Origin of the sequence: Variovorax gossypii (assembly GCF_003965815.1) — a bacterium.
GTDB lineage: Bacteria > Pseudomonadota > Gammaproteobacteria > Burkholderiales > Burkholderiaceae_C > Variovorax > Variovorax gossypii.
The window spans coordinates 82,779-104,824 of the sequence record NZ_RXOE01000004.1; the positions used below are offsets into that span (position 1 = coordinate 82,779).

The following is a 22,046-nucleotide window of genomic DNA, read 5'->3' on the forward strand; positions in this document are numbered from 1 at the left end:
TCTCGAAGGGAGTTCCAGATGGCCAAGCCGAATGCTCTCAGGGACGTGACTGCCATCCCGTCGCCGGTCGGGGAAGATCGATCGCAGGATGCGGATGGCCTCGGAACCGGGCTCGGACGCGCCGGGCGGATCGGCGTCTGGGCCCTGGTCGCCGGATTCGGCGGGTTTCTGCTGTGGGCCGCGTTTGCTCCGCTGGACGAGGGCGTGCCGAGCCAGGGGCAGGTCGCCATCGACACGAAGCGCAAGGTGGTCCAGCACCAGGTCGGAGGCATCCTCAAGGAAGTGCGGGTCGGCGAAGGCGATCAGGTCCAGGAAGGCCAGTTGCTGTTCAAGCTCGACGACGCCGCGGCCAGGGCGAGCTTCGAAACCGTGCGGCAGCGCTACCTGGGGTTCCGCGCCATACAAGGCCGCCTGCTGGCCGAACAGGGAGGACTGGACGCCATCGACTTCCATCCGGACTTGCAGGTGGCGGCCTCGGACCCGCTGATCCGGCAGCAGATGTTCAACCAGGAGCAGCTGCTCAAGTCGCGGCGCGCCGCCCTGCGCGCCGATCTGCAATCGATCGAGGAGAACATCCAGGGCCAGCAGGCGTTGGCCCAGGCTTACGCGAGCATGCTGAGCAGCCGCCGGACCCAGCTTTCTCTTCTCGACGAGGAACTGGGCCAGACACGCAAGATGGTTGCCGAAGGCTATGTTCCGCGCAATCGCCAGATGGAGATGGAGCGCCAGGTCGCGGAATCGAGCACCTTCATTGCCGAACTTCTCGGCAACATGGGCCGGGCCCGACGCTCGGTCGCGGAGCTTCGCCAGCGTGCCATTGCAAGGCAGCAGGAGTACCACAAGGAAGTGGAGACTCAGCAGGCGGAGGTCAGCCGCGAGGTGCTCGGAGACTTCGAGAAGTTCGTCGCCTTGCGGGACGAACTGGGCCGCACCGAGATCCGCTCGCCCGCCTCGGGCCAGGTAGTGGCATTGGTGGCGCAGACCGTGGGCGGCGTGATCGCACCGGGGCAACGGCTGATGGACGTGGTGCCCGTCAACGAGCCCTTGCTGCTCGAGACGAGAGTGCCGCCGCATCTGATCGACCGCGTCCACGCCGGCATACCGGTGGACGTGCGCTTCTCGACCTTCGCCCATTCCCCGCAGCTCGTAGTGCAGGGCAAGCTGGTTTCGGTCTCCGGCGATCTGCTGACGGACCCTCAGACCAACACGAGCTACTTCCTCGCGCGCGTGGCGGTGACTCAGGAGGGCCTGAGAAAGCTGGGCAAGCGTTCGCTGCAGCCGGGCATGCCGGTCGAGGTGGTATTCAAGACGGGAGAGCGCTCGCTGCTCGCCTATCTCCTGCACCCGCTCACCAAGCGCATCGCAGCCTCCATGACGGAGGAATGACCGGTGAAGAAAACCGCGCTGGCATTCGCTGCCGCCGGCCTTCTCTGGGGGCCGGCCTGGTCGCTCGACCTGTCCCAGGCCTACCGGGAAGCACTGGAACAGGACTCGACGATCCGATCCGTGCGGGCAGCCACGGACGCCCGGCGCGAACGCCTGCCGCAGGCCCGTGCGCAACTGCTTCCCAACTTGTCGGCAAGCGTCTCGCGCTATCGGAACTGGCTGGAAAGAACTTCGCCGGACACCTCCGGGCAACTCGTCACGGCCAACCTGCGCTACACCAGCAGCAGCGAAGTGCTGAGCTTGAGGCAGCCCATCTTCCGCATGTACCTGATGGCCGACTACCGCCAGGCCCAGGCGCAGGTCGACGATGCCGAGGCGACTCTCGATCGCGAACTGCAGAACCTCGGCGTCCGGGTGAGCGGCGCCTATTTCGAGGCGCTGCTGGCCGAGGAGCATCTCGCGCTGGTGCTCTCGCAGAAGACGGCCTACACGACCCAGCTCGATGCCGCGCAGAAGCGGTTCGGCGCGGGCTTCGGCACGCGCACCGACATCGACGAGGCGCGTGCGGCCCTGGACCTCAACGTGGCGCAGGAACTGGAGGCGCGCCAGAACCTGGACTTCACGCGCAGGCAGCTCCAGAGCCTGGTCAATCGCCCGATCGACAGGCTGGCGCCGCTGGACCCGTCCAGGATGCAGCTCGTCCGGCCGACGCCCGACCGGGTGGAGGACTGGATCGAGCGGGCCGAGCTCGAAAGTCCGGAGCTTCGTTCGCTCGGTGCCCAGGTCGAAGCAGCCAGGCACGAACTGGCGAAGGCACAGGCAGGCCACTATCCGACCCTGGACGCCATCGCCCAGTGGTCCCGCAACGACAGCGACACGATCACCAGCATCAAGACCCGCTACAGCAACAAGTCCATCGGCCTGCAGCTCAACATTCCCCTGTATTCAGGCGGCCATGTGAGCTCCACCGTGAGGCAGGCGGTCGCGGGCCAGCAGCGGGCCGAAGAGGCCCTCGAAGCCCTGCGCCGCGACCTCGGGGTGCGGCTGCACCGCGAATTCCGCGGCGTGACCGAAGGCACCCTGAGGGTCAAGGCCCTGGAGCAGGCGGTGCGTTCCGCGGAGCAGGTCGTCCTCTCGAACCGGCGCTCATTCGAGGCCGGCAGCCGCACCTTGCCCGACGTGCTGAACGCGGAACAGCAGAAGGTCTCCGCCCAGCGCGACCTGGCGCAGGCCCGGTTCGTCTACCTGATGTCTCGCATACGCCTGCAGGCACTCTCGGGCGGCGCCAAGACCGAAGTCATCGAGGAGATCAACGGCTGGCTCACTCGCTGACGACGCCAGCGATCCGGATCGGCAGGCCGGGGACTCATGGGCGCTGCACGCCTGCGAAGCGCGCCGGCCCCTCCACCTGCCAGCCGGTGCCGGCGGCCGGATCGAGGTCGCGAACGCAGCGCGTGAGCCCGTCGTCCAGGTCGAGCGTGACACCGATCCGCCAATGGCCGCCGGCCCCGCGCTCCACCTGCAGCATGGCGAAGCCGTTGCCGGTGCCCACGGCCGCCGTGACCATGGTGCCGCCGAAGGCTTCCGACATGGGGCCGGGCTCGACATGGCCGTCGAGCCAGAACGTGTCGGGCCGCGCGTTGACGAAGGGCCATGGGGCATACAGGCCCGAGGACACGACCGAGATCACCTCCACGGGCCCGCCTTCCGCCTGCAGCCAGAGGCTCGACACGCTCGACATGTGGCGGTCGCCCGACAGCACCACCACGTGGCGCGCGGTGGTGTCGCGCAGCAATTCGAGCAGCACTCGCTGCGAAGCCGGGTAGCCGCTCCAGTCGTCCAGCCCGAGGCGCTGCGCCGGGTCGCCGAAGACGGCCGCGCGCGGCATCGGGAACAGCGTCACCGGCGACACGATGAACTTGGGCAGTCCGGCGGGCGCGGCCTCGAGCCACTTCCTCAGGTCATCCATGCCGGCCTCGGCGCGGATCGCGGCCCGATCCAGCGGCGCGGCGACGGTCGCGGCTTGCTCGGCCGCGCGCAGCACCCGCTGCTGGCGCGTGCTGCGGGTGTCGAGCATGTAGAACGGAAAGCCGGCCGGCGCGATGCGATAGTCGAAGGGACGCTGGTCGCGGCGCGGGCCGGTGTCGCGCACCAGCTTGTGCTGCTGCGCAAAGTAGGCCTCGAGCGCGACGCGCACTGCCGGCGTTCCGTAGGGTTCGGGGCCCGGCTCCCAATCGTCCATCACCTCGTGATCGTCGAGCAGCGGATAGGTCGGCAGCGAGGCCGTTACCTGGCGCAGCGCCTCCAGCCTGAAGGTGAGCGCATAGGCCTGGCCGACGTCGTCGCCGCCCGCCGGCACGAAGAGGCCCGCGGTCTGGTCGACATACACCTGGTCACCGACGAGCAACAGCAGCTGCGGCTTGTGCAGTGGCGCGAGCGCCTCCAGCCGCTGCGCGAGCCGCCGGTACGACGCCTGCGCGGGCACCCGGTCGACCAGACCCGGCACGTACTGGCAACTGGCGAGCGCGAAGCACAGCGAGGCCTGCGCGGGCTCGCCTTCGCGCTGCACGGCGCCCGTCCATGCGGGGTCGAGGCGCACCACGGCGCGCTCGAGCTGCGCGTCGGTGGCCGCGTCCAGCGTTCTCGTCACCTGGCGGCGGATGGGCTCGATCGGTTCGTCCTGCGGCTGCGCGAACAGCCCGGTCTCCAGCCGCCGGCCCAGCACTTCGACAGGGCCGCGTGCCATGGGCAGGTCGTCGTGCGCCGTCAGCACCGCGAAGCCCTGGTAGTCGGCGAGCCGGTCGTCGAAGAGGTCGATCTCCACCGCCTCCTGCAGGAGCTTTTCGCGCGTGGTCTGGAGTGCCACCATCCATGCGAAGTCGAAGCACCATCTCCCGCCGCGTCGCCACGCGGGCACGAAGACCACGGCGCGCGCCGACACATGCGCGGGCGGCGGGCGCAGCGCCAGCCGGCAATGCAGCCGGCCCGCGTTGCCGGCCGCGCGACTCGCATGGCCGAGCCATGGGCCGGTCCACGGCAGGCTGGCGCGCCAGTCGGGCGGCACCGGCGTATCGGGGCCGGGCTTCCTGTCGAAGGTCTCGAAGAACCGCACGATGTGCGGGAACACGTCGCGACAGGCCTTCTCGCCGATCAGCGTGTCCTGGTGGCCGTAGGCGCCGAGCACCAGCAGCTGGTGCGGGGTGCCTTTGCCGAGGAACAGGTCGCCTCCGGAAGGGCTCGAGGAGTCCGAAGGGTCCGGCAGCTCCGGTGGCTCCCGGGACAGGCCACCGTCCTTGCCGAACACGCGCTTCAGCAGCCAGAAGCTGTCGTACGAGCCGCGCCAGTCGAACACCGCGTTGCGCTGGCCGTGCAGCATGAACACCGGGAAGCCGAAGCGCTCGCCGACCTGCTCGAAGCCGACGGCGTGGCCCTGTCCGCCGGCGTCGGTCAGCACCTCTTCGCGGGCGTAGTTGCCGACCTGGGCGAGGCCTCGCAGCTTCACGAAGCCGTAGATCGAATCGAGCGCATCGAGCGTGTCCTTGCCGATGTTGTGCAGTCGCATGGTCTGGCCGAAGATGGCGTCGGCCCGGTGCCGCACTGCCGCGAAGCCCGGTGCCTCGCGCAGGCGCTGCGCTTCGCCGTCGTCATCGGGGTAGGGAAAGGTCGCCAGCAGGCCGTCGACGAGCAGGCGCTTCATGTGCGTGAGCACGGGCCGCGTGTCGAACTCGTCGACGCCGATGAACTGCCGCAGGTAGCCCGCCACATAGCCCCGGAAGCGGTTGAAAGCCGTGGCGCGCAGCAACGGCCCCACCTGCGACAGCACCACCGCGCCGATGGACGCATGCAGCCCCGGCAGGCGCAGCACCGCCACGCTGAACATGGCGGCACCGATGCAATGCGCCACCACGTCGACCTGGACAGGCGCAGCTTCGTCGGGCATGGCGTAAGCCGCCTGCACGGTGCGCAAGGCGTCGGGAATGTCGGTCTCCGCCACCTCGTCGAACGACCAGCAGGGCCGCGGCCGGTTCGGAAAGCCGATGCTGGTGCGCAGGTCGAGCACCCAGACTTCGCGCCCGGCCGCGAGCAGGCTGTGCACCAGGTTGCCGGGAATGCTCCTGTGCGCGAAGGTGGAACCGCTCGCGCCATAGCCGTGGATCAGCATCACGGGCCTCGTGCCCGCGCGGCGCGCCGGCGGGCGAAAGCGCGACAGCAGTCGCGACGGAACGCCGCCAGGGCCGGCCGCGGCGTCGAGCTCGACCGGCTCGGGCCGCACGCCGTACACCTCGCCGGGCAGGCGCTCCCAGTCGCGCCGCAGCGAGTCGGGCGGCGGCACGAAGTCCAGCAGATGGACGTGCAGCACGATGCGCAGCACCCACAACGCCAGCTCGGCCAGGTCGCCCAGCTGGTTGGGCATGTCCTGCTGATGCTCGACACGCAGCAGCGGCTGCAGCTTCTCGACGAAGTAGGAAGGGTCCAGCACCATCCGGCCCAACCGCTGCGCGCCGAGGTGATCGATCCGCTGCAGTTCGCCCTCGCTCAGCTGCCGCCACGGATTGCCGCCCTCGACGAACGCGATGCGCTTGCTGAGCCGCAGCCGGTCGCCCACCTTCAGTGGCGCGCCGCGCTCCACCCGTGCCACCGTCCAGTCGTATTCGATGAGGCGCGCCTGCCCCAGGTGCGAGCACAGCGCCATCAGGTCGGCCATGACCGGGCCGTCGAAGGCCAGGCTCTCTCCGCCTTTGTCGTTGCCGCCGTTCGGGCCCACCGTGGACGCGCGCGAAGGCAGCAGTACCTCCGCCAGCGCCTGCAGCTTCTTGCGGGCAAGCTCGTGGCTGCGCAGGATGCGCTCGATGCTGTCGCTCTTCTCGCGCACCAGCATCGATGCGGTGCCGGTGCAATGCGCGACGGGCGCGTCGTCGCCCTTGCCGAAGCGCAGGACCACCACCGGCTGGGCCAACGCGCGCGGTGTCGCGCGCAGGGCCGGTACGTCGACCGGCTCGAATTCCACCTCGGCGCTCAACGCGAAGTCCTGGCCGTCGATATGCACGCGGCCCGTCATCCGCTCGCGCAGGGAGACGCGCGTGGGCGCGGGCGCGCGGGGCCGGGTCAGGTCGCGGCGCAACGGGCGCTCCGACGCCGGGGGCTGCGGCGAATCCACCAGCGCCAGGCCCCAGTCCGCGGCCAGCACGGGCACTGCGCGCTCGGCCAGTGCCGCGATGGTGAGCGAGGGGTTGATGCCGAGCGACACCGGCACGATCGAGCCGTCGAGCACCGCCAGGCCGGGCACCAGCGCAGCAGCACCGGCAGCGGCGCCGTCGTGGACGCGGCCCCAGCTGTCGACCACGCCGCGCTCGCGCCCGTCGGCCATGCGGCAGCCGCCCAGCGGGTGCACCGTGAGCACCGAGCCCGCCGCTCCCACCAGTGACTCGAGGCTGCGAAACGGCGGGAGCGGATTCCAGAGCGGATTGGGCAGCACGCGGCCGCCGAGTCCGCCCACGCCGTCGTGGGCCGCATGCAGCGCACGCATCTGCGCCGCGAACACCGGCAGGGCCGCGACCTTGTCCCACGCGACGCGCACTTGCGCATCGGCCAGCACCGCGTCGCTGCCGCCATGGCCGACCGGTTCGATGATGCCGGCGGCGCCGTCGTCGCCCATCATTCCGTAGACCGGCGTGCGGCGCAGCATGTCGTCGTCCACGGCCAGCGGATCGCGCCCCTCGTCCGGTGCGTGAAGGTCGAGGTCCATGCGCGCAAGTGCGTGCAGTGCGTCCGTGGTGGTCACCACTTCGGCCAGCAGGCGGCGCAGCGGCGCGGGAACGGCGAACTCCTCGATCACCAGCGGGCGCTCGCCCTGCTTCGCGCGGATACGCAGCAGCCCGGTGATGGTCGGCCCGACGCCGCGCTGCGCCGGCGCGTCGCCCTCGAGCGCACTGGACAACGCCTCGTCGTGCTGGTCGGTCGCCGCCGCGATCATGTCGCCGTTGGCCGAGAAGCCCGTGCCCAGAGCCTGGGAAACCGGCAGGCCGGCGGCCCTGGAGCGCAGCAGCAGTTCGGTGGAGCCCAGCGTGCCGGCGGCCACCACCACTCGCCGCGCGCGCACCACGTAGGGTCGGCGGTTGTCGCTGCGTGCCTTGCGCCGGTCGGTGAAGAAGAACTCGACCGCAAAGCCGGCTCCTCCCGGCAGGGCCGCGATGCGATGCGCGGTGGCGCCGGTGAACAGGCGTGCACCGCGCGCGTGAGCCAGCGCGAGGTAGTTGGTGTCCAGCGATTTCTTGGCGCGGTGGTTGCAGCCGCTCACGCAATCGCCGCAGCGCAGGCAGCGGTGCATCGCCACCTGGGCCGGCGTGCGCGTGCCGTCGACGAAGGCGATCGCAACGTGTGCCTTGCCGCGCTCCGCGTGCAGCCGCTCACCCGCTTTCAGCAAGGAGTCGAGCTTCGACACGCTCTCGGGAATCTGCTCCAGGCCCAGCATGGCCTCGGCCTTGCCGTAGCCGTCCGCCAGCGCGGCGAGATCGAGGCCTGCGGGCCAGGCACCGCCCTCGAAGGCATCGGGCGTGGCGCGTTCCATCACCGCGGCGTTGATGAGCGACCCGCCGCCCAGCCCGTTGCCGAGCAGCGCGTTCACATCGCCGCCCAGGCGCAGGTCGAACAGCCCCGAGGCGTTGCCGCGCGCGGGCCTGCCGTCCTGCATGCTGAAGCGCACGTGTCCCGGCAGCTCCGCGAAGGTGGCCGGAAACTCGCCCGGCAGGTATTCGCTGCCGCGCTCCAGCACGTAGACCTTGACCGGCACAGTGTTCGCTGCCGTGCCGGGCGATGCGTCCACCGGCAGCGCGCCCGCCAGCCGTGCCGCCGCCACCGCACCGCCGTAGCCGCTGCCGATAACGAGCACCTCGCAATGCAGCGCGTCGGGCGGAGCCGCGAGGATCTCCCGCACCAGCACTTCGGCGCCCTCCGAGAGCAGGCGATCGCCCGGGGTCTCGTCGTGATGGCGGCCGCCGTCGTTCATGTTCGGCTCCTCGCGGGGTGGTCGCGGATTCAGGAATGTTCGATGGCTGCGGCCAGCGTGCGGCCGAGCGTCTGGTCGTCGACGGGTTTGCGCAGCAGCGGCAGCGCCTGCCGCCGCGCGGCCTCGACCACCGCCGGGTCGGTGTCGGCCGTGACCATGACGATGGGTAGGGCCGGCTGTGCGCAGCGCTGCGCGCGCAGGCGCTCGGCGGCATCGAAGCCCGAGATGCCGCCGAGCCGGCAGTCGACCACCAGCACATCGGGCTCGTCGATCTGCTGCAGTGCCTCGTCGAGCGTGGAAGCGGCGAGCACGCGGCAGCCCATCGCGCCCAGCGCGTTGAGGTAGGCGCCGCGCACCATCGGGTCGTCCTCCAGAACCAGCACGCAGCGACCGTCCAGGCTCCACGGAGCGCCCGCGCCATCAACCTCGGAACCATCGGCGCCGAGGGAGGCCGCGCACGGCAGCCGCAGGCGGAAGCAGGCGCCAGCGCCGAGGCTGGACTCGAGCTCGACCGGCACGCCCAGCAACTCGGCCATCCGTCGCACGATGCCCAGGCCCAGGCCATGCCCTGCTGCAGCCGCGACGCCGGGGCCCGCCGCCTGGAGTTGCACCAGGTCCTCGAACACGATCCGGTGGTTCTCGGGTGCGATGCCGGGGCCGCTGTCCTGCACCGTCAGCTCGACCTCTGCATTCGGTGCGTCCGATGCATCCGATGCATCCCGCGTGCAGGCCTGCACCAGGACCTGCCCGTCCGGGGGCGAGAACTTGATCGCGTTGTCGATGAGGTTGGCCAGCATGCGGCGCAGCAGGTCGGGATCGGTGCGCACCGCCAGGCCGGGCGGACAGGCAGTGCGCAGGCCGACCCGGCGCGCCGCTGCCGCCGCGCCGAAGCTGGCCATCACGGCCGTCAGCAGCCGGTCGATGCGCACGCGCTGGGGTTGGGCCACGACCACGCCGGCATCGAGCTTCGAGACGTCGAGCAGTGCATCGAGCATCGCGCGCAGCTGCTCCAGGCTGCTGTCGACCACCTCGACGATCGCGCGCGCATCGGGCGCCATCGCCACGTGCCGCAGCGCACCCACGTTGAGCGCCATCGCCTGAAGGGGCTGGCGCAAGTCGTGGCTGGCGCCGGCCAGGAAGCGGCTCTTGTCGTTGTTGGCGCGCACCGCCTGATCGCGGGCGATGGCCAGCTGCGTGCGCTCGAACTCCAGCGAAACGGCCAACGCCTGGTTTTCGGCGCGGATGCCGAACGACTCCTCGAAGGTCTGCAGGTTGCGCCGGGCAAAGCGCGTCTGCACGCCGAAGAACATCAGCACCAGCGCGCCCACGCCCCAGCCGAGCCAGCCGTCGGCCACCAGCCACATGGCCGCCGTGGGCACGAAGAGCAGCCCCGCGTAGGCCAGGAAGGCGGGCATCACGGTCGCGCTCGTGGACACGGCCCCCGCGCCCCACGACACCAGGATCATCGTGAGGACCGCATCCAGCGTCGGATCGAGCCGGACCATGAACAGCGCCGCGGAGCCGTTGCAGGCGCCGATCAGCACGTTCCAGCGCACGGTGGCGCGCAGCCGCTCGGCGATCGGGCGGGCGCGGTCGGCGGCCATGCGTGCGAGCGCGGCGGCGCGCCACTCGCGGCTGGCGATCACCGCTGCGAACCAGCCCAGCACCCAGGGCGCCGGAAGGTCGCGCCAGACGATGGCCGCGACGACGACGGCGGTGAGCAGGATCTGCCAGCGCAGCCCCACGGCCTGCTCGGCGACCACCTGCAGGCGCCGTTCGTCCAGCTCGTCCGGTGCGGCCGGCATGTCACGCAGCCTCGAGCGCCCATGCCGCCTGCGCGTCGAAGACGCGGCACAGGGCATCGGTGCGGTTGCGGGCGCCGAGCGCGCGGTAGACCATCGACAGGTGCACCTTCACGGTGCCCTCGGCAATCATCAGCTGGCGCGCGATCAGCTTGACCGGCATGCCCCGCATCGCCAGCGCCAACACCTGGCGCTGACGCGGCGACAGCTCGACGCGCAGGAAGCCGGCGAGATCCTCGCGCGGCAATTCGTCGGGCTCGCGCGCGCGGGTCACGTCGTCGGCCAGCACGAACTCCGCCGGCAGGTAGATCCTGTGGCGCAGCACCACGCGCAGGGCGGCCTCCATGTCCTCGAGCCGGTACGACTTGGGGATGAAGCCGGCCGCGCCGGCCTCGATGACCTCGCGCACGCGCTGCGGCGAACTTTCCGCGGACTGCATGCACACGGGCGTGGCTTCGAAATGCGCCTTCACGGCCTTGAGCGCTGCCAGGCCGGAGAGTTGGGGCAGGTGGTAGTCGAGCAGCAGCAGGTCGACTCCGACGGGGTCTAGCCGGCAGGCCTGCTCGGCGTCCCGCACGGCTTCGAAGTGGAAGGGGCGGCCCGGTTCTATCTCGGCGGCCATGCGCTCCAGCAGGAGGCGGGTGCCGTTCCAGACGATCTCATGGTCATCGACCAGCAGAACCTTCATACAGGCCTCTCGTCTACGGTGGCCCTCCCCGTCCTGAATGCAGATTAGCGCAAAGCACCCCAACAAGCGAGTGCGCGCACCTACACCAACGGCCTAGTCGGATGGCCACGCCGGCGCTGCACCGGGGACTAGGCGCAGCGTTCAATTGTTGCGGCGGGCGTCGCGCGGAAGACTGGCTGCATCCGATGCACCGAGGACCGCCATGAACACCCCGAAATCTCTTGCCGCGCTGCGTGCCGCATGGGAGCCCCTTGCGTGCCGGTTCTGCATCCTGGCGCTCCACCACGCGATGCTCGCCCGCGCGCTGTGCGCTGCGGCCATGCTCGTGGTCTCGCTGCTGGCGGGTTGCGCCGCATTGCCGGACAACGTGCACCGTGTCGCGTCGCAGGCACGCACCGACGTCGGGGACAGCGCGCTCGCACGCATCGCCGCCGCGTCGCTGCCGGGCCTGGACGGCGCAATGCCCGAAGCAACCGACGTATCCGGCGTGCGCCTGCTGCCCGGCGGCGACCAGGCCTTCGACGCACGCATCGCGCTCGCGCAGGCCGCGCTGCATACCGTCGACGCACAGTACTACGTCGTGGCCGGCGACACCTCGGGGCAGCAATTCCTGCGCGAGCTGCGCGACGCGGCCCGGCGCGGCGTGCGAGTGCGCCTGCTGGTCGACGACCTGTACGCGGGCGGCGACGACGAGATGCTGGCAGGGCTGGCCGCACACGCCAACGTGGAGGTACGTGTCTTCAACCCGCTGCCGGCGCGCGGCGGCGGTCTGCGCACGCGCGTGCTGCTGTCGCTGCACGAGATCGGCCGCGTGAACCGGCGCATGCACAACAAGCTCTTCATTGCCGACAACAGCTTCGCGATCACAGGAGGGCGCAACATCGCCGACGAGTACTTCGGGCGCAGCAAGCCGGCGAACTTCATCGACATGGACGCGCTGCTGGCCGGGCCGGCGGTGCGCGCGCTGTCGGCGAGCTTCGATGCCTTCTGGAACGGGCCGCTGTCGTACCCGTTCGAAGCCATCGCAGCCGGCCAACGCCCGACGCCGGCCCATGCCCGCGAACGCTTCGCCGAACTGGTGCGCGACCTCGCGCGCTTCGTGCCACCCGACGAGCGCGACGTGCTGGGGCGTAGCCCGGTCGGCGCGCAACTGGCGCAGGGGCTGGTCGAACTGGTGCCGGCGAAGGTGCGCGTGGTAGCGGATGCGATGGTGCAAGCCCCCTTCGCGAGCGACGCCGGCGGAGACGTCGGGGAAGCCGGAGAACCGCGAGGCCGTGAAGGCGCGGTCATGGCCGCGAACCTCGACCTTTTCAAGACCGCGCGCTCCGAGGTGCTCGTCGTCTCGCCCTACTTCGTCCCCATGCCCCGCATGATCGAGGCGCTCGCCCATGCGAGCCGCGAGGGCGCGAGCGTGTCGGTGATGACCAATTCGCTCGCCACCACCGACGAGCCGCTGGTGCACTACGGCTACGCGCGCTACCGCAGCGCACTCCTGCAAATGGGTGCTGCGCTGTACGAATTGATGCCGGCCGGCGAATCGCATCCGGCCTGGAGCGACACCGACAGCGGCCGCGGTTCGTTGGGCCGCCTGCACGCCAAGCTGGCGGTGGTCGACCGGCGCTGGTTCTACGTGGGGTCGATGAACATGGACCGGCGCTCGGCACATTGCAACACCGAGCTGGGCCTGATCGTCGACAGTCCTGCGCTGGCCGGCGAGCTGGCCGAACTGATCCGGCGCGTACGCATGCCCGCGAGCTTCACCGTGAGCGAGGCGCCGCAGCGCGGCGGCCTGCAATGGAGCTTTCTGCGCGAAGGACGCCGCTGGGTACTGCATCGGGAACCGGAATCGAACTGGGCCCAGCGACTGCGCTGGTCGGTGCTGTCCCTGGTGGTGGACGAAGATTTTCTGTAACGCGGCTTACCCAAATTGCCACATGCCGCCCTGTGCATGAAGCGGCATCAGTGCGGCTTGCCGAAGATTCCGTGCACGTGATCGAGTTGCGTGCAAGAGAGTGCGGCTGTGCAAGAAATAGATCAACGCGAGCGTGGCCCAGGACTACCATTCAATCGTTCACGTGCGGTTCTGCACGAGGCTGCCGCGGACCAATTGCTCACTCGTGCAAGGAGAGTCGCGATGGCAAGTCCTATGAGTGTCAACAAGCTTCAGACGAAATCCCATGACGAACCGGATGAGGTTCGGGAGCCCGAGAAGACCCGGGTCGAAGTGGTCCGCCTCGAGGGGTACACGCTCGGACGCTTCAAGTTCGAGCCCGGGTGGCGCTGGTCGAAGTGCATCAAGCCGGTCGTGGGCACCGACAGTTGCCAGGCGGCTCATGTCGGTTATGCGGTCTCCGGCCGGATCACCGTGCAAATGGATGACGGCTCGCAGACCGTCATCGAGGAAGGCATGTCGTACACCATTCCGCCCGGTCACGACGCATGGGTCGAAGGCAACGCCCCGTTCGTCGGCCTCGAGATGATGAGCGCGGAGGAATACGCAAAGTCCAAGAGCTGACCCGAGGCGAGAGACCTCAGGGCAGAACTTCTCGGGATGGTCGAACGGGAATGCTGTCCGAACGGAACGCCGGACTGGAATGATCCGGCGGACCGATGACAATCGGCCGCAGCGGCCGCGGTCCTTTCGCCCGCGAACCCGTTCGACTCCTTCTTCCTCAGCGATACATGTTTGCCCTGACCCGCCTGACCATCGACCGCGCCAGAAAGGAGCGCTTGCCCCAGGTCGCCGGAAGCCTGGCGTTCACGACCTTGCTCTCCATCGTGCCCCTGCTGGCGGCGAGCTTCGCGCTGCTCACGCGGTTCCATGCATTCACCCGGTTCAAGTATGCGCTCCAGGAGTTCCTGCTCAGCAGGCTGCTTCCCGCGGACATCGCACGCACGGTGCTGAAGTACCTGAACCAGTTCGCCGCGAACGCCAGCGGCCTGACCTGGGTCGGCTCGCTCTTCTTGCTGGGCACGGCGATCGCGATGTTGCTCACCGTGGAGAACGCGCTGAACCAGATGTGGAAGATCCGGAAGAATCGACCGTTCTTCAGGAGAGTTGGCCTGTATCTGCTGATGTTGGTCGTCGGCCCACCCGTCCTGGGGCTGAGCCTGTGGGCCACGTCGTACCTGCTGGGTATCTCCATGGGCCTGATCGGCGCGCTGCCGCCCTCGTTCGCATTCGTGCTCGACCTCGGGCCGCTCATGCTCGGCATGGTTGTACTGACGAGCATGTTCTACCTCGTTCCGAACACCAAGGTACGGCTGCGCGATGCCTTCGCGGGCGGCCTGGTCGCCAGCATGGCCTTCGAGCTCGGCAAGCGCGGCTTCACCACCTATCTCGTCAAGGTGCCAACGTACAAGGCGCTGTATGGGGCGTTCGCGGTGCTCCCCATGTTCCTGCTGTGGGTGTACTTCTCATGGCTGGTCACGCTGGTCGCGGCCATGATGACGGCCAATCTGGCGCTCACCCGGCAGCGACCGGCAGGCAAGCCCGCGCGGGCCTAGGGCCTGTTCACACTATTTCCGGGGTCGCGAAGGGCAGCCAGGGCGGGCCAATCAAGGCGCGCGACGACGCGTGTGCATGCGCACACGCCAGGAGCGCAACGCCGAGTGGCCCGCCCTGGCTGCCCTTCCCGCAGGGTTGGCGCTCCAAGGGGCCGTCTGCGGCGTTGCCCGCGCTTGCAAGGCATCAGCCTTGCAAGCGCGGGCGCCTTGCAGCCAGCCCCTTGGAGCGCCAACGCGACCCCGGAAATAGTGTGAACAGGCCCTAGTTGCCGCACCGGCATCGCCTGATGCCTTCACCCGAGCAGCAGTGAAGCCTCGTCGCGCCAGTAGGCCACCGCGGCCAGCCAGCCTTCCCATACACAGCCGTTGCAGCCTCGCCCGCAGCAGGTGGTGGGCTCGGGCGGCGGTGCGCGCATGGCGAGCCCTTCGGCATCGAGCTGCGCGCGGACGCGGGCGATCAGCGCCTGTGCGGTGGCGAGATCGGTCGGAGGGGAAAGGTCCTGGTCGGCGAGAGGCATGGCGGCAGGCTGCGATTGTCGGTGCTTCAGGAGCCCTTCAGCCGTCGCGCGGCGGACGGCCACAGAATCGCGCGATGTCTTCCTCCGCCCCGCTGCCCCGCCTGGCGCACGTCGACCTGCTGCGCGGGCTGCTCGCGATCTTCGTGGTGCTGCTGCACGCCAACCTGCGCATTCCCTTCGGGCCGCCGGAGCTGGCCCAGTGGCTGGGGCCCCGGGCCTCGGGCATCCTGTTTCGCAGCGGCTACTACGCGGTGATCGTGTTCTTCGTGGTCTCGGGCTACCTGATCACGAGCGCGTCGATACGGCGCTGGGGCGATCTGTCGCGCGTGCGGCCCGCATCGTTCTATCGCCTCCGCGCGGCGCGCATCCTGCCGCCCCTGTTGTTGCTGCTCGCAGTGCTGGCGGTGCTGCACCTGGCGGGCAGCGCATGGTTCGCGCTCGACACCTCGAAGGTCTCGCTGTGGCGGGCGCTGCTGGCGGCGCTGGGGTTGCATCTCAACTGGCTTGAGGCGCAGGTCGGCTACCTGCCTGGGCCATGGGGCGTGCTGTGGTCGCTTTCGGTGGAAGAGGCCTTCTACCTGGGCTTTCCGCTGTTTTGCGTGCTGTGCGGCAGCGAGCGGCGACTGGCACTGCTGCTGGTCGTGCCCATCGTGCTCGGGCCGCTGGCGCGCAGCGTGTTCAGCGACAACGAGCTGTGGCAAGACCACTCCTATCTCTCGGGCATGGACGGCATCGCCTTCGGCTGTCTCGCCGCCCTGCTCGCGCACCGCGTGCCGCAAACGCCGACAGTAGCGATACGCCGTGCGGTGCTGCTGACGGGCCTGGTTCTGAGCGTGGCGGTGTTCTGCTTCCGCAAGGAGGTGTACCAGCTGGGCCTCACGCGCTTCGGCCTGCAGGTGACGCTGCTGGAGCTTGGCATCGCGCTGATGCTCGCCGCTGCGCACTGGCGGCCGTGGACCTGGTGCGCCGGAGCGATGGCCACGTCGTTGCGCTGGTTCGGCCGCAACAGCTACGAGGTCTACCTGAGCCACATGTTCGTGGTGATTCCCGCCGCATGGCTCTTCCAGTGGCTGGGCGCGTCGCCGTCGTGGATCCCGCTGTGGTTCTTCGCGGTCGTCGCGGCCTCGGGGCTGCTGGGGCAGGTCTTCGCGCAGTGGTTCTCCGAGCCCTGCAACCGCGCGCTCAGAGGTCGAGGTTCAGCTCCAGCCGCATCTTCGCTCCGCCCGATTCGCTGGAACCGATCGTGAGCTGGCCGCCATGCAGGCGCGCCACTTCGGCCACGAGGTGCAGCCCGAGCCCTGCGCCGCGTCCTCGCGGCACCAGCCGGTGGAAGGGAGCCACCACGCGCTCGCGGTCGGCCTCCGGAATGCCGGGGCCCGAGTCGAGCACTTCGAAGCCCGAGGGCTCCCACAGCCGCACCTGGATGTCGCAGCCCTGCCCGCCATGCTCGATGGCGTTCTGGATCAGGTTGCTCAGCGCGCGCTCCAGCGAGGGTGCGTCGCCGCGCACCCACAGCGGCTTCGGTGCTTCCACCGACAGCGTGCAGCGATTCATGATGGCCAGCGGCGCGATGTCGCCCGCCACGCGCTCGCACAGCGCCTTCAGGTCGACCTGCTGCTGGTCGTGCGCGGCAATGCGGTCCAGCCGCTGCAGGTCGAGCAGCTGCTCGGCCAGCGTGGCGAGCCGCGCCGACGCCTGCATCAGCTTCACCTTGAGCGGGCCGTCCTGCAGCCCTTCGAGATGGATCTGCAGCGTGGTGATCGGCGTGCGCAACTCGTGCGCAGCATCGGCGAGGAAGCGCTCCTGCCGGTCGTAGCCCTCGTTGAGCCGGTCGAAGGCGCGGTTCACCGCGTTGACCAGCGGGCGGATCTCGCTCGCCACGTTGGCCAGCGGCAGCCGCGTGGTGCGCTCGTGCACGTCGATGCTCTCGGCATGCTCGGCCGTGGCCACCACGCCCTTGAGGCCGCGCTTCACGACGAAGGGCGTCGCCAGGATCACGCCGAGGCAGGTCACCAGCGCCATCGGCGCCACCAGGAACAGGAAGGCGATGCCGGTGCCCTTGAGCGTGTTCTTCACCGTCAGCGGGCCGCCGGTCTGCGTCATCAGCGCCACCGGGCCGGCCCGGGTCTCCACGCGCTCGAAGCGGGCCTTGGGGCGGGTGTTGTCGCTCTCTGGGTTGATGGCCATGCGCTCCATGCCGTCGAGCGAATCGAAGAGCGCGGCATAGATGGGTGGCACCTCGCCGTTGCGCACCTCCGAGCCCCTCTCGTCGCGCGCGATGAACCAGAACGGCGGGTCTGCCTCGCGCAGGCGTTGCACTTCGGGCGTGGGCTCGACCACCAGCTGTCCGTCGGGGCCGCGCGCGAGGGAGCGCTGGATCACCGCGATGGTTTCCTGCCCCGTCTCGTCGACCACCCGCCCCAGCACCCAGGCAAGGCCGAGGAAGCCGCCCATCACCAGCGTTCCGACGACCACCTGCAGCAGGATCAGGCTCCAAATCAGCCGCCAGCGCAGCGAGAGAAGGCCCTGCCTCATGCCGTCATGCCGCCGGACGGGCCGCGCAGATCAGGTAGCCCACGCCGCGGATGGCATGGATCTCGACCTGCGCGCCGGCCTTGTCGAGCTTGGAGCGCAGCCGCGACACGTGCGTGTCGAGCGCGTTCGACTGGATGTCGTCCTCGTGGCCGTATACGCGCTCCTGCATGGCCTCGCGCAGCACGGTGCGGCCGCGATGCTCGAGCAGCGCCTCGAGCACGAGCAGCTCGCGGCGCGGCAGCGTGATGCAGTGCTCGCCCACGTGGGCCTGCCGCGTGTGGTGATCGAAGCGCAGCTGCCCGAGCGTCATGACGAGGTTCGCGCGCACCGCGGGGCGACGTGCAAGCGCACGCACGCGCGCCATGAGCTCGTCCATCGAGAAGGGCTTGGCGAGGTAGTCGTCGGCACCGCCGTCGAGACTCAGCACGCGCTCGGCCACGTCGGTCATGGCGGTGAGCACCAGCACGGCGGCGGGAATGTCGTTCTCGCGCAGGAAGGCCACCAGCGAGAGGCCGTCGCCATCGGGCAGGCCGCGGTCGAGCACGATCACGTCGTGCTGCGCCGAGAGCGCCGCGTCCTCGGCCTCGCGCAGCGAACCCGCCACGTCGACCACCGCCTGGTTCTGCCGCAATGCGGAAGCCAAGGCTTGCGCCAGGTCGACTTCGTCTTCGACGAGCAGGATTCTCATGGGAGTACGGAGAAAAGGGAGGCCAAAGGCCGGCCATTCTAGGAGAGGCCCTCTTGCGGAAGGCGCAATGTTCACGCAATGCAGTTGCATAAGCTGGGGCGCCAATGAACTCCCGCCCGGCGATTTCCTCCCCCGCACCCTCCGTTTCCTGGTACCAGGCATTGGGCCGGCGCATCGCCACACTGTGGGTGGTGAAGATGATCGGCACCACCGTCGGCATCTCGGGCTTCTTCGTCATCTACTTCTGGGTGATGCACAACCCGCCCTCGGAGCCGACAGTGATGCCGCTCACGCTGCTCGACCACTGGGTGGGCGTGAGCGACGACGCGATGCTGCTCTACGGCTCGCTGTGGTTCTACATCTCGCTCGCGCCGGCCTTCGCGAAGGACAAGGCGGAGCTATGGGCCTGCGCGCGCGATGCCGCCCTCATGGCAGGCGTGGGCCTCGCGGTGTTCTGGCTCTTCCCGACGACGGTGCCGGCATTCGCGGTCGACTGGGCCCAGTACCCGGCGCTGCAGTTCCTCAAGTCCGCCGACGCGGGCGGCAATGCGTTTCCGTCGCTGCATGTGGCGTTCGCGGTGTTCACTGCCGTGCTGCTGGAGCGCCAGTTGCACGCGGTGGGGTCGCCTGCATGGGTGCGCGTGCTGAACATGCTGTGGGCCCTCGGCATCGTCTACTCGACGCTGGCCACGCGCCAGCACGTTCTGCTCGACGTGCTCGGCGGCTCGCTGCTCGCGGCCGTCGTGAGCTGGGCCGGCAACACGCGCAGCCGGCTGGTGTGGACCGGGGCCTGAGCCCCGGCAGTCTCAACCGGTCTTGCACTCGTCCGGCGGAACGCCGCCGCCCTGCGCCGCGACGATGCCGAACGCCTTCAGGGCTGTGTCGATCTCGGGTTCGCCCGTGTGGCGATGGGTGACGCAGCGCAGCCTGTTCCTGCCCCAGGTGCGCACCAGCACGCCCAGCTTGCGCAGCTCGGCCTCCCACCAGGCCGCGTCGTGCCCCGAGGCGGCCACGTCGACCTGCACGATGTTGGTCTGCGGGAGGTTCGCCGAAAGGCCCTGGAGCTGGCCGATGCCGTGAGCGAGCCGGCGCGCGTTCGCGTGGTCGTCCGCGAGACGGCCCACCATGGTGGTGATGGCGACCAGCCCCGCGGCGGCGGCGATCCCGACCTGCCGCTGGCTGCCGCCGAGCAGCTTCCTGTGCCACCTCGCACGCTGGATGGTGACCGCGGGCCCCGCGAGCACCGCCCCCATGGGCGCGCTGAGGCCCTTGGACAGGCACAGCGACACCGTGTCCGCGAAGGCCGTGATGCCCGATGCCGGCACGCCCAACGCCACCGCGGCATTCATCAGCCGCGCGCCGTCCAGGTGAACCGAGGCGCCCGCGGCCTTGGCCGCGCCAAACACTGCCTGCATGTGCGAAAGCGGCAATACGGCGCCGCCGGCGTTGTTGTGCGAACTCTCGAGGCAGACGAGCCCGGTGCGCAGCTTGTTGCGGCCCGGAGCCAGTGCCTGCGCGAGCAGGCCGAGGTCCATGGCGCCGTCGACGCCGTCTACGGGCTGGTAGAACGATCCGGTCAGCGCGGCCGCGCCGCGTTCGGTCACGTAGATGTGCGAGGCCGCCTCGGCAAGAACGACCTCCTGGCGCCCGGCCTGGGCGAGGATGGCCAGCAGGTTGGCCATCGTCGCGCTGGGAACGTACAGCGCAGCCTCCTTGCCCAGCAGGCGGGCGGCCTCGGACTCCAGCTCCAGTGCGGTCGGATCGCCATCGAGCCCGTCGTCGCCCAGGGGGGCTGACGCGATGCGGTCGTACATCTGCGGCGTGGGGCGCGTCACGGTGTCGCTGCGCAGGTCCACCGTCGTGCCGCAGTCTTCGGCGCCGGGAGCGGCCATGGCGTGGGGTTGCTGCGTCATTCGGCCGTCGCGCCGGACGCTTTCACGACCTCCGCCCATTTCTTTCTCTCGCTGTTCAGGAAGGCGTTGAACGACTCCGGCGTTCCGGTGCGCACATAGACGCCGCGCGCTGCCAGGCCGGCCCGCACGTCGGGCGCGTCGAGCACCTTGTTGATCTCCGCGTTCATGGTCCGCACGATGTTGTCCGGCGTCTTCGCGGGCACCACGACGCCGTAGAGCGTGTAGTACTCAAAGCCCTTGAAGCCGCTCTCGATGAAGGTCGGGACGTCGGGCAGCGATGCATCGCGCGTGCCCGAGGTCACGGCCAGCGCGCGCAGCTTGCGGTCCTTGATCAGCGGCAGAGCCGACACCAGGGAGGAAATGTAGAAGTCGACCTGCCCGCCCAGCAGGTCGGTCATGGCGGGGCCGCCTCCCTTGTAGGGAATGTGCAGCACGTTGGCCCCCGCCGTCACGCGCAGGCTTTCGGCCACCAGGTGCCCGACGGTGCCGTTGCCGGAAGACGCATAGGCAAGCTGCTTCTTCTTCGCCGTGGCCAGCAGCGAGGCGAGGCTGTCGATGGGGCTGGCGGCATTCACCACCAGCACCGACACGCCCGTGCCCACCAGCGCGACCGGCGCGAGGTCTTTCACCGGATCGAAGTTGAGCTTCTTGTAGAGGAACTGGTTGACGGTCAGGTTGCTGGTTTCGCCCAGCACCGCGGTGTAGCCGTCGGGCGGCGACTTCGCCCCGAACTCCAGGCCGATGTTGTTGCCGGCGCCGGGCTTGGTGTCGACCACCACCTGCCATCCGGCCTGCTCGCCCAGCTTGGCCGCGAGCAGGCGCGAGACCGCATCGGTGCCTCCGCCGGGAGGGCTCGGCGAGATGAGGTGGATGGGGCGCTCGGGAACCCACGCGGCGGCGGCTTGCGCCTGCCATGCGGCGAATGCGAGCCCCAGGGTGCACACCAGGCTCCTGGCACGTACGAGGCGATGTGGTCGGGTCTTGTTCATATGTCGGGGGCTTCCGGTCTGGCAGGCGTGGCGGTTGTGACAGTTGCAATGGACCGGAGCGATCGTAGGCACCCCATAGAATGAGTAAAGCGAGATATACAAACACCAACTGTGAGGATTTCTCATGAATCTCACGATGCTCGTCACGCTGCGCACCATTCTCGAGCAGGGCAGCTTCACCGCCGCGGCGGGCGTCGTAGGCTGCAGCCCGAGCGCGGTCAGCCTGCAGGTCAAGCAGCTGGAGCAGTACTTCGGACGGCCGCTGTTCGACCGCTCCACGCGCGTGGTGGTGCCGACGGCATTTGCCCGCGAGGTGGTGAGCGCGGTGGGCGACTTCTCCCACAGGCTGCAGATGCTGCGCTCGCGCCCGGCGGTCGAGGTGGCGGGCCGGATCCGGGTGGGCGTGATCACCAGCATGCAGAGCGACGTGCTGCCGCAGGCGCTGCATGCGCTGCGGCAGAAGCACCCGACGCTGGACGTGGTGGTCCCGCCGCTGAACGACAGCGACGAGATGATCTCCGAGCTCAAGGCGGCGCGGCTCGACGTGGCCCTGCTGGTGCGCCCCGAAGCCGGCGGCTCGCGCCGCCTGGTCTGGCAGGAGCTGCACCGCCAGCCCTACGTGCTGCTGGCGCCGCCGAACGCCTCGGGAAAGACGGTCAGGCAGTTGCTGGAGAGCTATGACTGGGTCGGCTACGACCTGTCTCTTTCGGGCGGACGCGTCGCCGCGCGGTACGTGCGCAGCCTGAAGCCCGATGCGCGCTGCGTGATGGAACTGCGCTCGATGGATGCCATCGTCGCGATGGTCGCCCAGGGCCTGGGGGTGTCGGTGGTTCCGCAACCCAGGCGCCCGCTGGTCGATGCCTACGCGGTTCGAGAGGTGGGACTGGGAAGCCGCGCTCCGTTTCGAAAGCTCTCGCTGGTATGGCGCAACTCGGACGAAGGCAACCGCAACGTGGAGGCGGTTGCGCAGGCCTTCGCAACCGCGTTCGGCCTTCAGCGAAGGCCGTGAAAGAA

At 69.5% G+C, this 22,046-nt stretch carries 16 protein-coding genes; 8 read left to right on the forward strand and 8 right to left on the reverse strand.

Going from position 1 to position 22,046, the window contains the following annotated elements:
- Positions 1-18 precede the first annotated feature (18 nt).
- Positions 19-1,386 carry an HlyD family type I secretion periplasmic adaptor subunit gene (locus EJP69_RS17190; protein ID WP_126471678.1) on the forward strand — a complete coding sequence of 456 codons (1,368 nt, stop codon included), beginning with the start codon at positions 19-21 and terminating at the stop codon, positions 1,384-1,386.
- Between the two features lie 3 nt (positions 1,387-1,389).
- On the forward strand, positions 1,390-2,718 hold the full coding sequence (locus EJP69_RS17195; RefSeq protein WP_126471680.1) for a TolC family outer membrane protein: 1,329 nt from the start codon (positions 1,390-1,392) through the stop codon (positions 2,716-2,718).
- 34 nt (positions 2,719-2,752) lie between these two features.
- Here EJP69_RS17195 and EJP69_RS17200 read toward each other — a convergent pair whose 3' ends face one another.
- From EJP69_RS17200 to EJP69_RS17210, 3 genes are read right to left on the reverse strand one after another with little or no spacing between them, the layout of a single operon-like run.
- On the reverse strand, positions 2,753-8,392 hold the full coding sequence (locus EJP69_RS17200; protein WP_126471682.1) for an alkaline phosphatase D family protein: 5,640 nt from the start codon (positions 8,390-8,392) through the stop codon (positions 2,753-2,755).
- Between the two features lie 29 nt (positions 8,393-8,421).
- Entirely contained in the window at positions 8,422-10,197 is a 1,776-nt protein-coding gene (locus EJP69_RS17205) for a hybrid sensor histidine kinase/response regulator (protein ID WP_126471684.1), read from the reverse strand.
- 1 nt (position 10,198) lies between these two features.
- Entirely contained in the window at positions 10,199-10,882 is a 684-nt protein-coding gene (locus EJP69_RS17210; RefSeq protein ID WP_093197441.1) for a response regulator, read from the reverse strand.
- A gap of 202 nt (positions 10,883-11,084) precedes the next feature.
- Between EJP69_RS17210 and EJP69_RS17215 the strand changes: the two genes are divergently transcribed.
- The 3 genes from EJP69_RS17215 to EJP69_RS17225 all read left to right on the forward strand — a co-directional run bounded on the left by EJP69_RS17215 (position 11,085) and on the right by EJP69_RS17225 (position 14,389).
- Positions 11,085-12,794 (forward strand): phospholipase D-like domain-containing protein, encoded by a 1,710-nt coding sequence (locus EJP69_RS17215; RefSeq protein WP_126471685.1) that lies wholly within the window; start codon positions 11,085-11,087, stop codon positions 12,792-12,794.
- 222 nt (positions 12,795-13,016) lie between these two features.
- Positions 13,017-13,397 (forward strand): cupin domain-containing protein, encoded by a 381-nt coding sequence (locus tag EJP69_RS17220; protein ID WP_093301859.1) that lies wholly within the window; start codon positions 13,017-13,019, stop codon positions 13,395-13,397.
- A gap of 167 nt (positions 13,398-13,564) precedes the next feature.
- The gene (locus tag EJP69_RS17225) at positions 13,565-14,389 is read left to right on the forward strand and encodes a YihY family inner membrane protein (protein ID WP_126471687.1); all 825 of its coding nucleotides are present in this window, start codon (positions 13,565-13,567) and stop codon (positions 14,387-14,389) included.
- Between the two features lie 293 nt (positions 14,390-14,682).
- On the opposite strand, the gene EJP69_RS17230 is transcribed toward EJP69_RS17225, so the two are convergent.
- Positions 14,683-14,907 carry an oxidoreductase-like domain-containing protein gene (locus EJP69_RS17230; RefSeq protein ID WP_093197451.1) on the reverse strand — a complete coding sequence of 75 codons (225 nt, stop codon included), beginning with the start codon at positions 14,905-14,907 and terminating at the stop codon, positions 14,683-14,685.
- Between the two features lie 74 nt (positions 14,908-14,981).
- Between EJP69_RS17230 and EJP69_RS17235 the strand changes: the two genes are divergently transcribed.
- On the forward strand, positions 14,982-16,154 hold the full coding sequence (locus EJP69_RS17235; protein ID WP_126471689.1) for an acyltransferase family protein: 1,173 nt from the start codon (positions 14,982-14,984) through the stop codon (positions 16,152-16,154).
- Here EJP69_RS17235 and EJP69_RS17240 read toward each other — a convergent pair.
- Positions 16,090-17,442: a sensor histidine kinase gene (locus tag EJP69_RS17240; RefSeq protein ID WP_126471691.1), complete on the reverse strand. Its 1,353-nt coding sequence runs from the start codon at positions 17,440-17,442 to the stop codon at positions 16,090-16,092. The genes EJP69_RS17235 and EJP69_RS17240 overlap by 65 nt on opposite strands.
- Positions 17,443-17,446: 4 nt before the next feature.
- Entirely contained in the window at positions 17,447-18,130 is a 684-nt protein-coding gene (locus EJP69_RS17245) for a response regulator (RefSeq protein ID WP_093197459.1), read from the reverse strand.
- A 104-nt stretch (positions 18,131-18,234) separates the two neighbouring features.
- Here EJP69_RS17245 and EJP69_RS17250 point away from each other — a divergent pair, with 104 nt between their 5' ends.
- Positions 18,235-18,924, forward strand: coding sequence for a phosphatase PAP2 family protein (locus EJP69_RS17250; RefSeq protein WP_240652182.1), 690 nt, complete (start codon positions 18,235-18,237; stop codon positions 18,922-18,924).
- Between the two features lie 12 nt (positions 18,925-18,936).
- Here EJP69_RS17250 and EJP69_RS17255 read toward each other — a convergent pair whose 3' ends face one another.
- Together EJP69_RS17255 and EJP69_RS17260 are read right to left on the reverse strand one after the other, a co-directional pair.
- Positions 18,937-20,043 (reverse strand): threonine aldolase family protein, encoded by a 1,107-nt coding sequence (locus EJP69_RS17255; RefSeq protein WP_240652183.1) that lies wholly within the window; start codon positions 20,041-20,043, stop codon positions 18,937-18,939.
- Positions 20,040-21,032, reverse strand: a complete 993-nt coding sequence (locus EJP69_RS17260) for a tripartite tricarboxylate transporter substrate binding protein (RefSeq protein WP_126471693.1) — start codon at positions 21,030-21,032, stop codon at positions 20,040-20,042. Before EJP69_RS17260 ends, EJP69_RS17255 begins: the two co-directional genes overlap by 4 nt.
- Before the next feature lie 124 nt (positions 21,033-21,156).
- On the opposite strand from EJP69_RS17260, the gene EJP69_RS17265 reads away from it, so the two are divergent.
- Positions 21,157-22,041, forward strand: a complete 885-nt coding sequence (locus EJP69_RS17265; RefSeq protein WP_093197466.1) for a LysR family transcriptional regulator — start codon at positions 21,157-21,159, stop codon at positions 22,039-22,041.
- Positions 22,042-22,046: the final 5 nt, after the last annotated feature.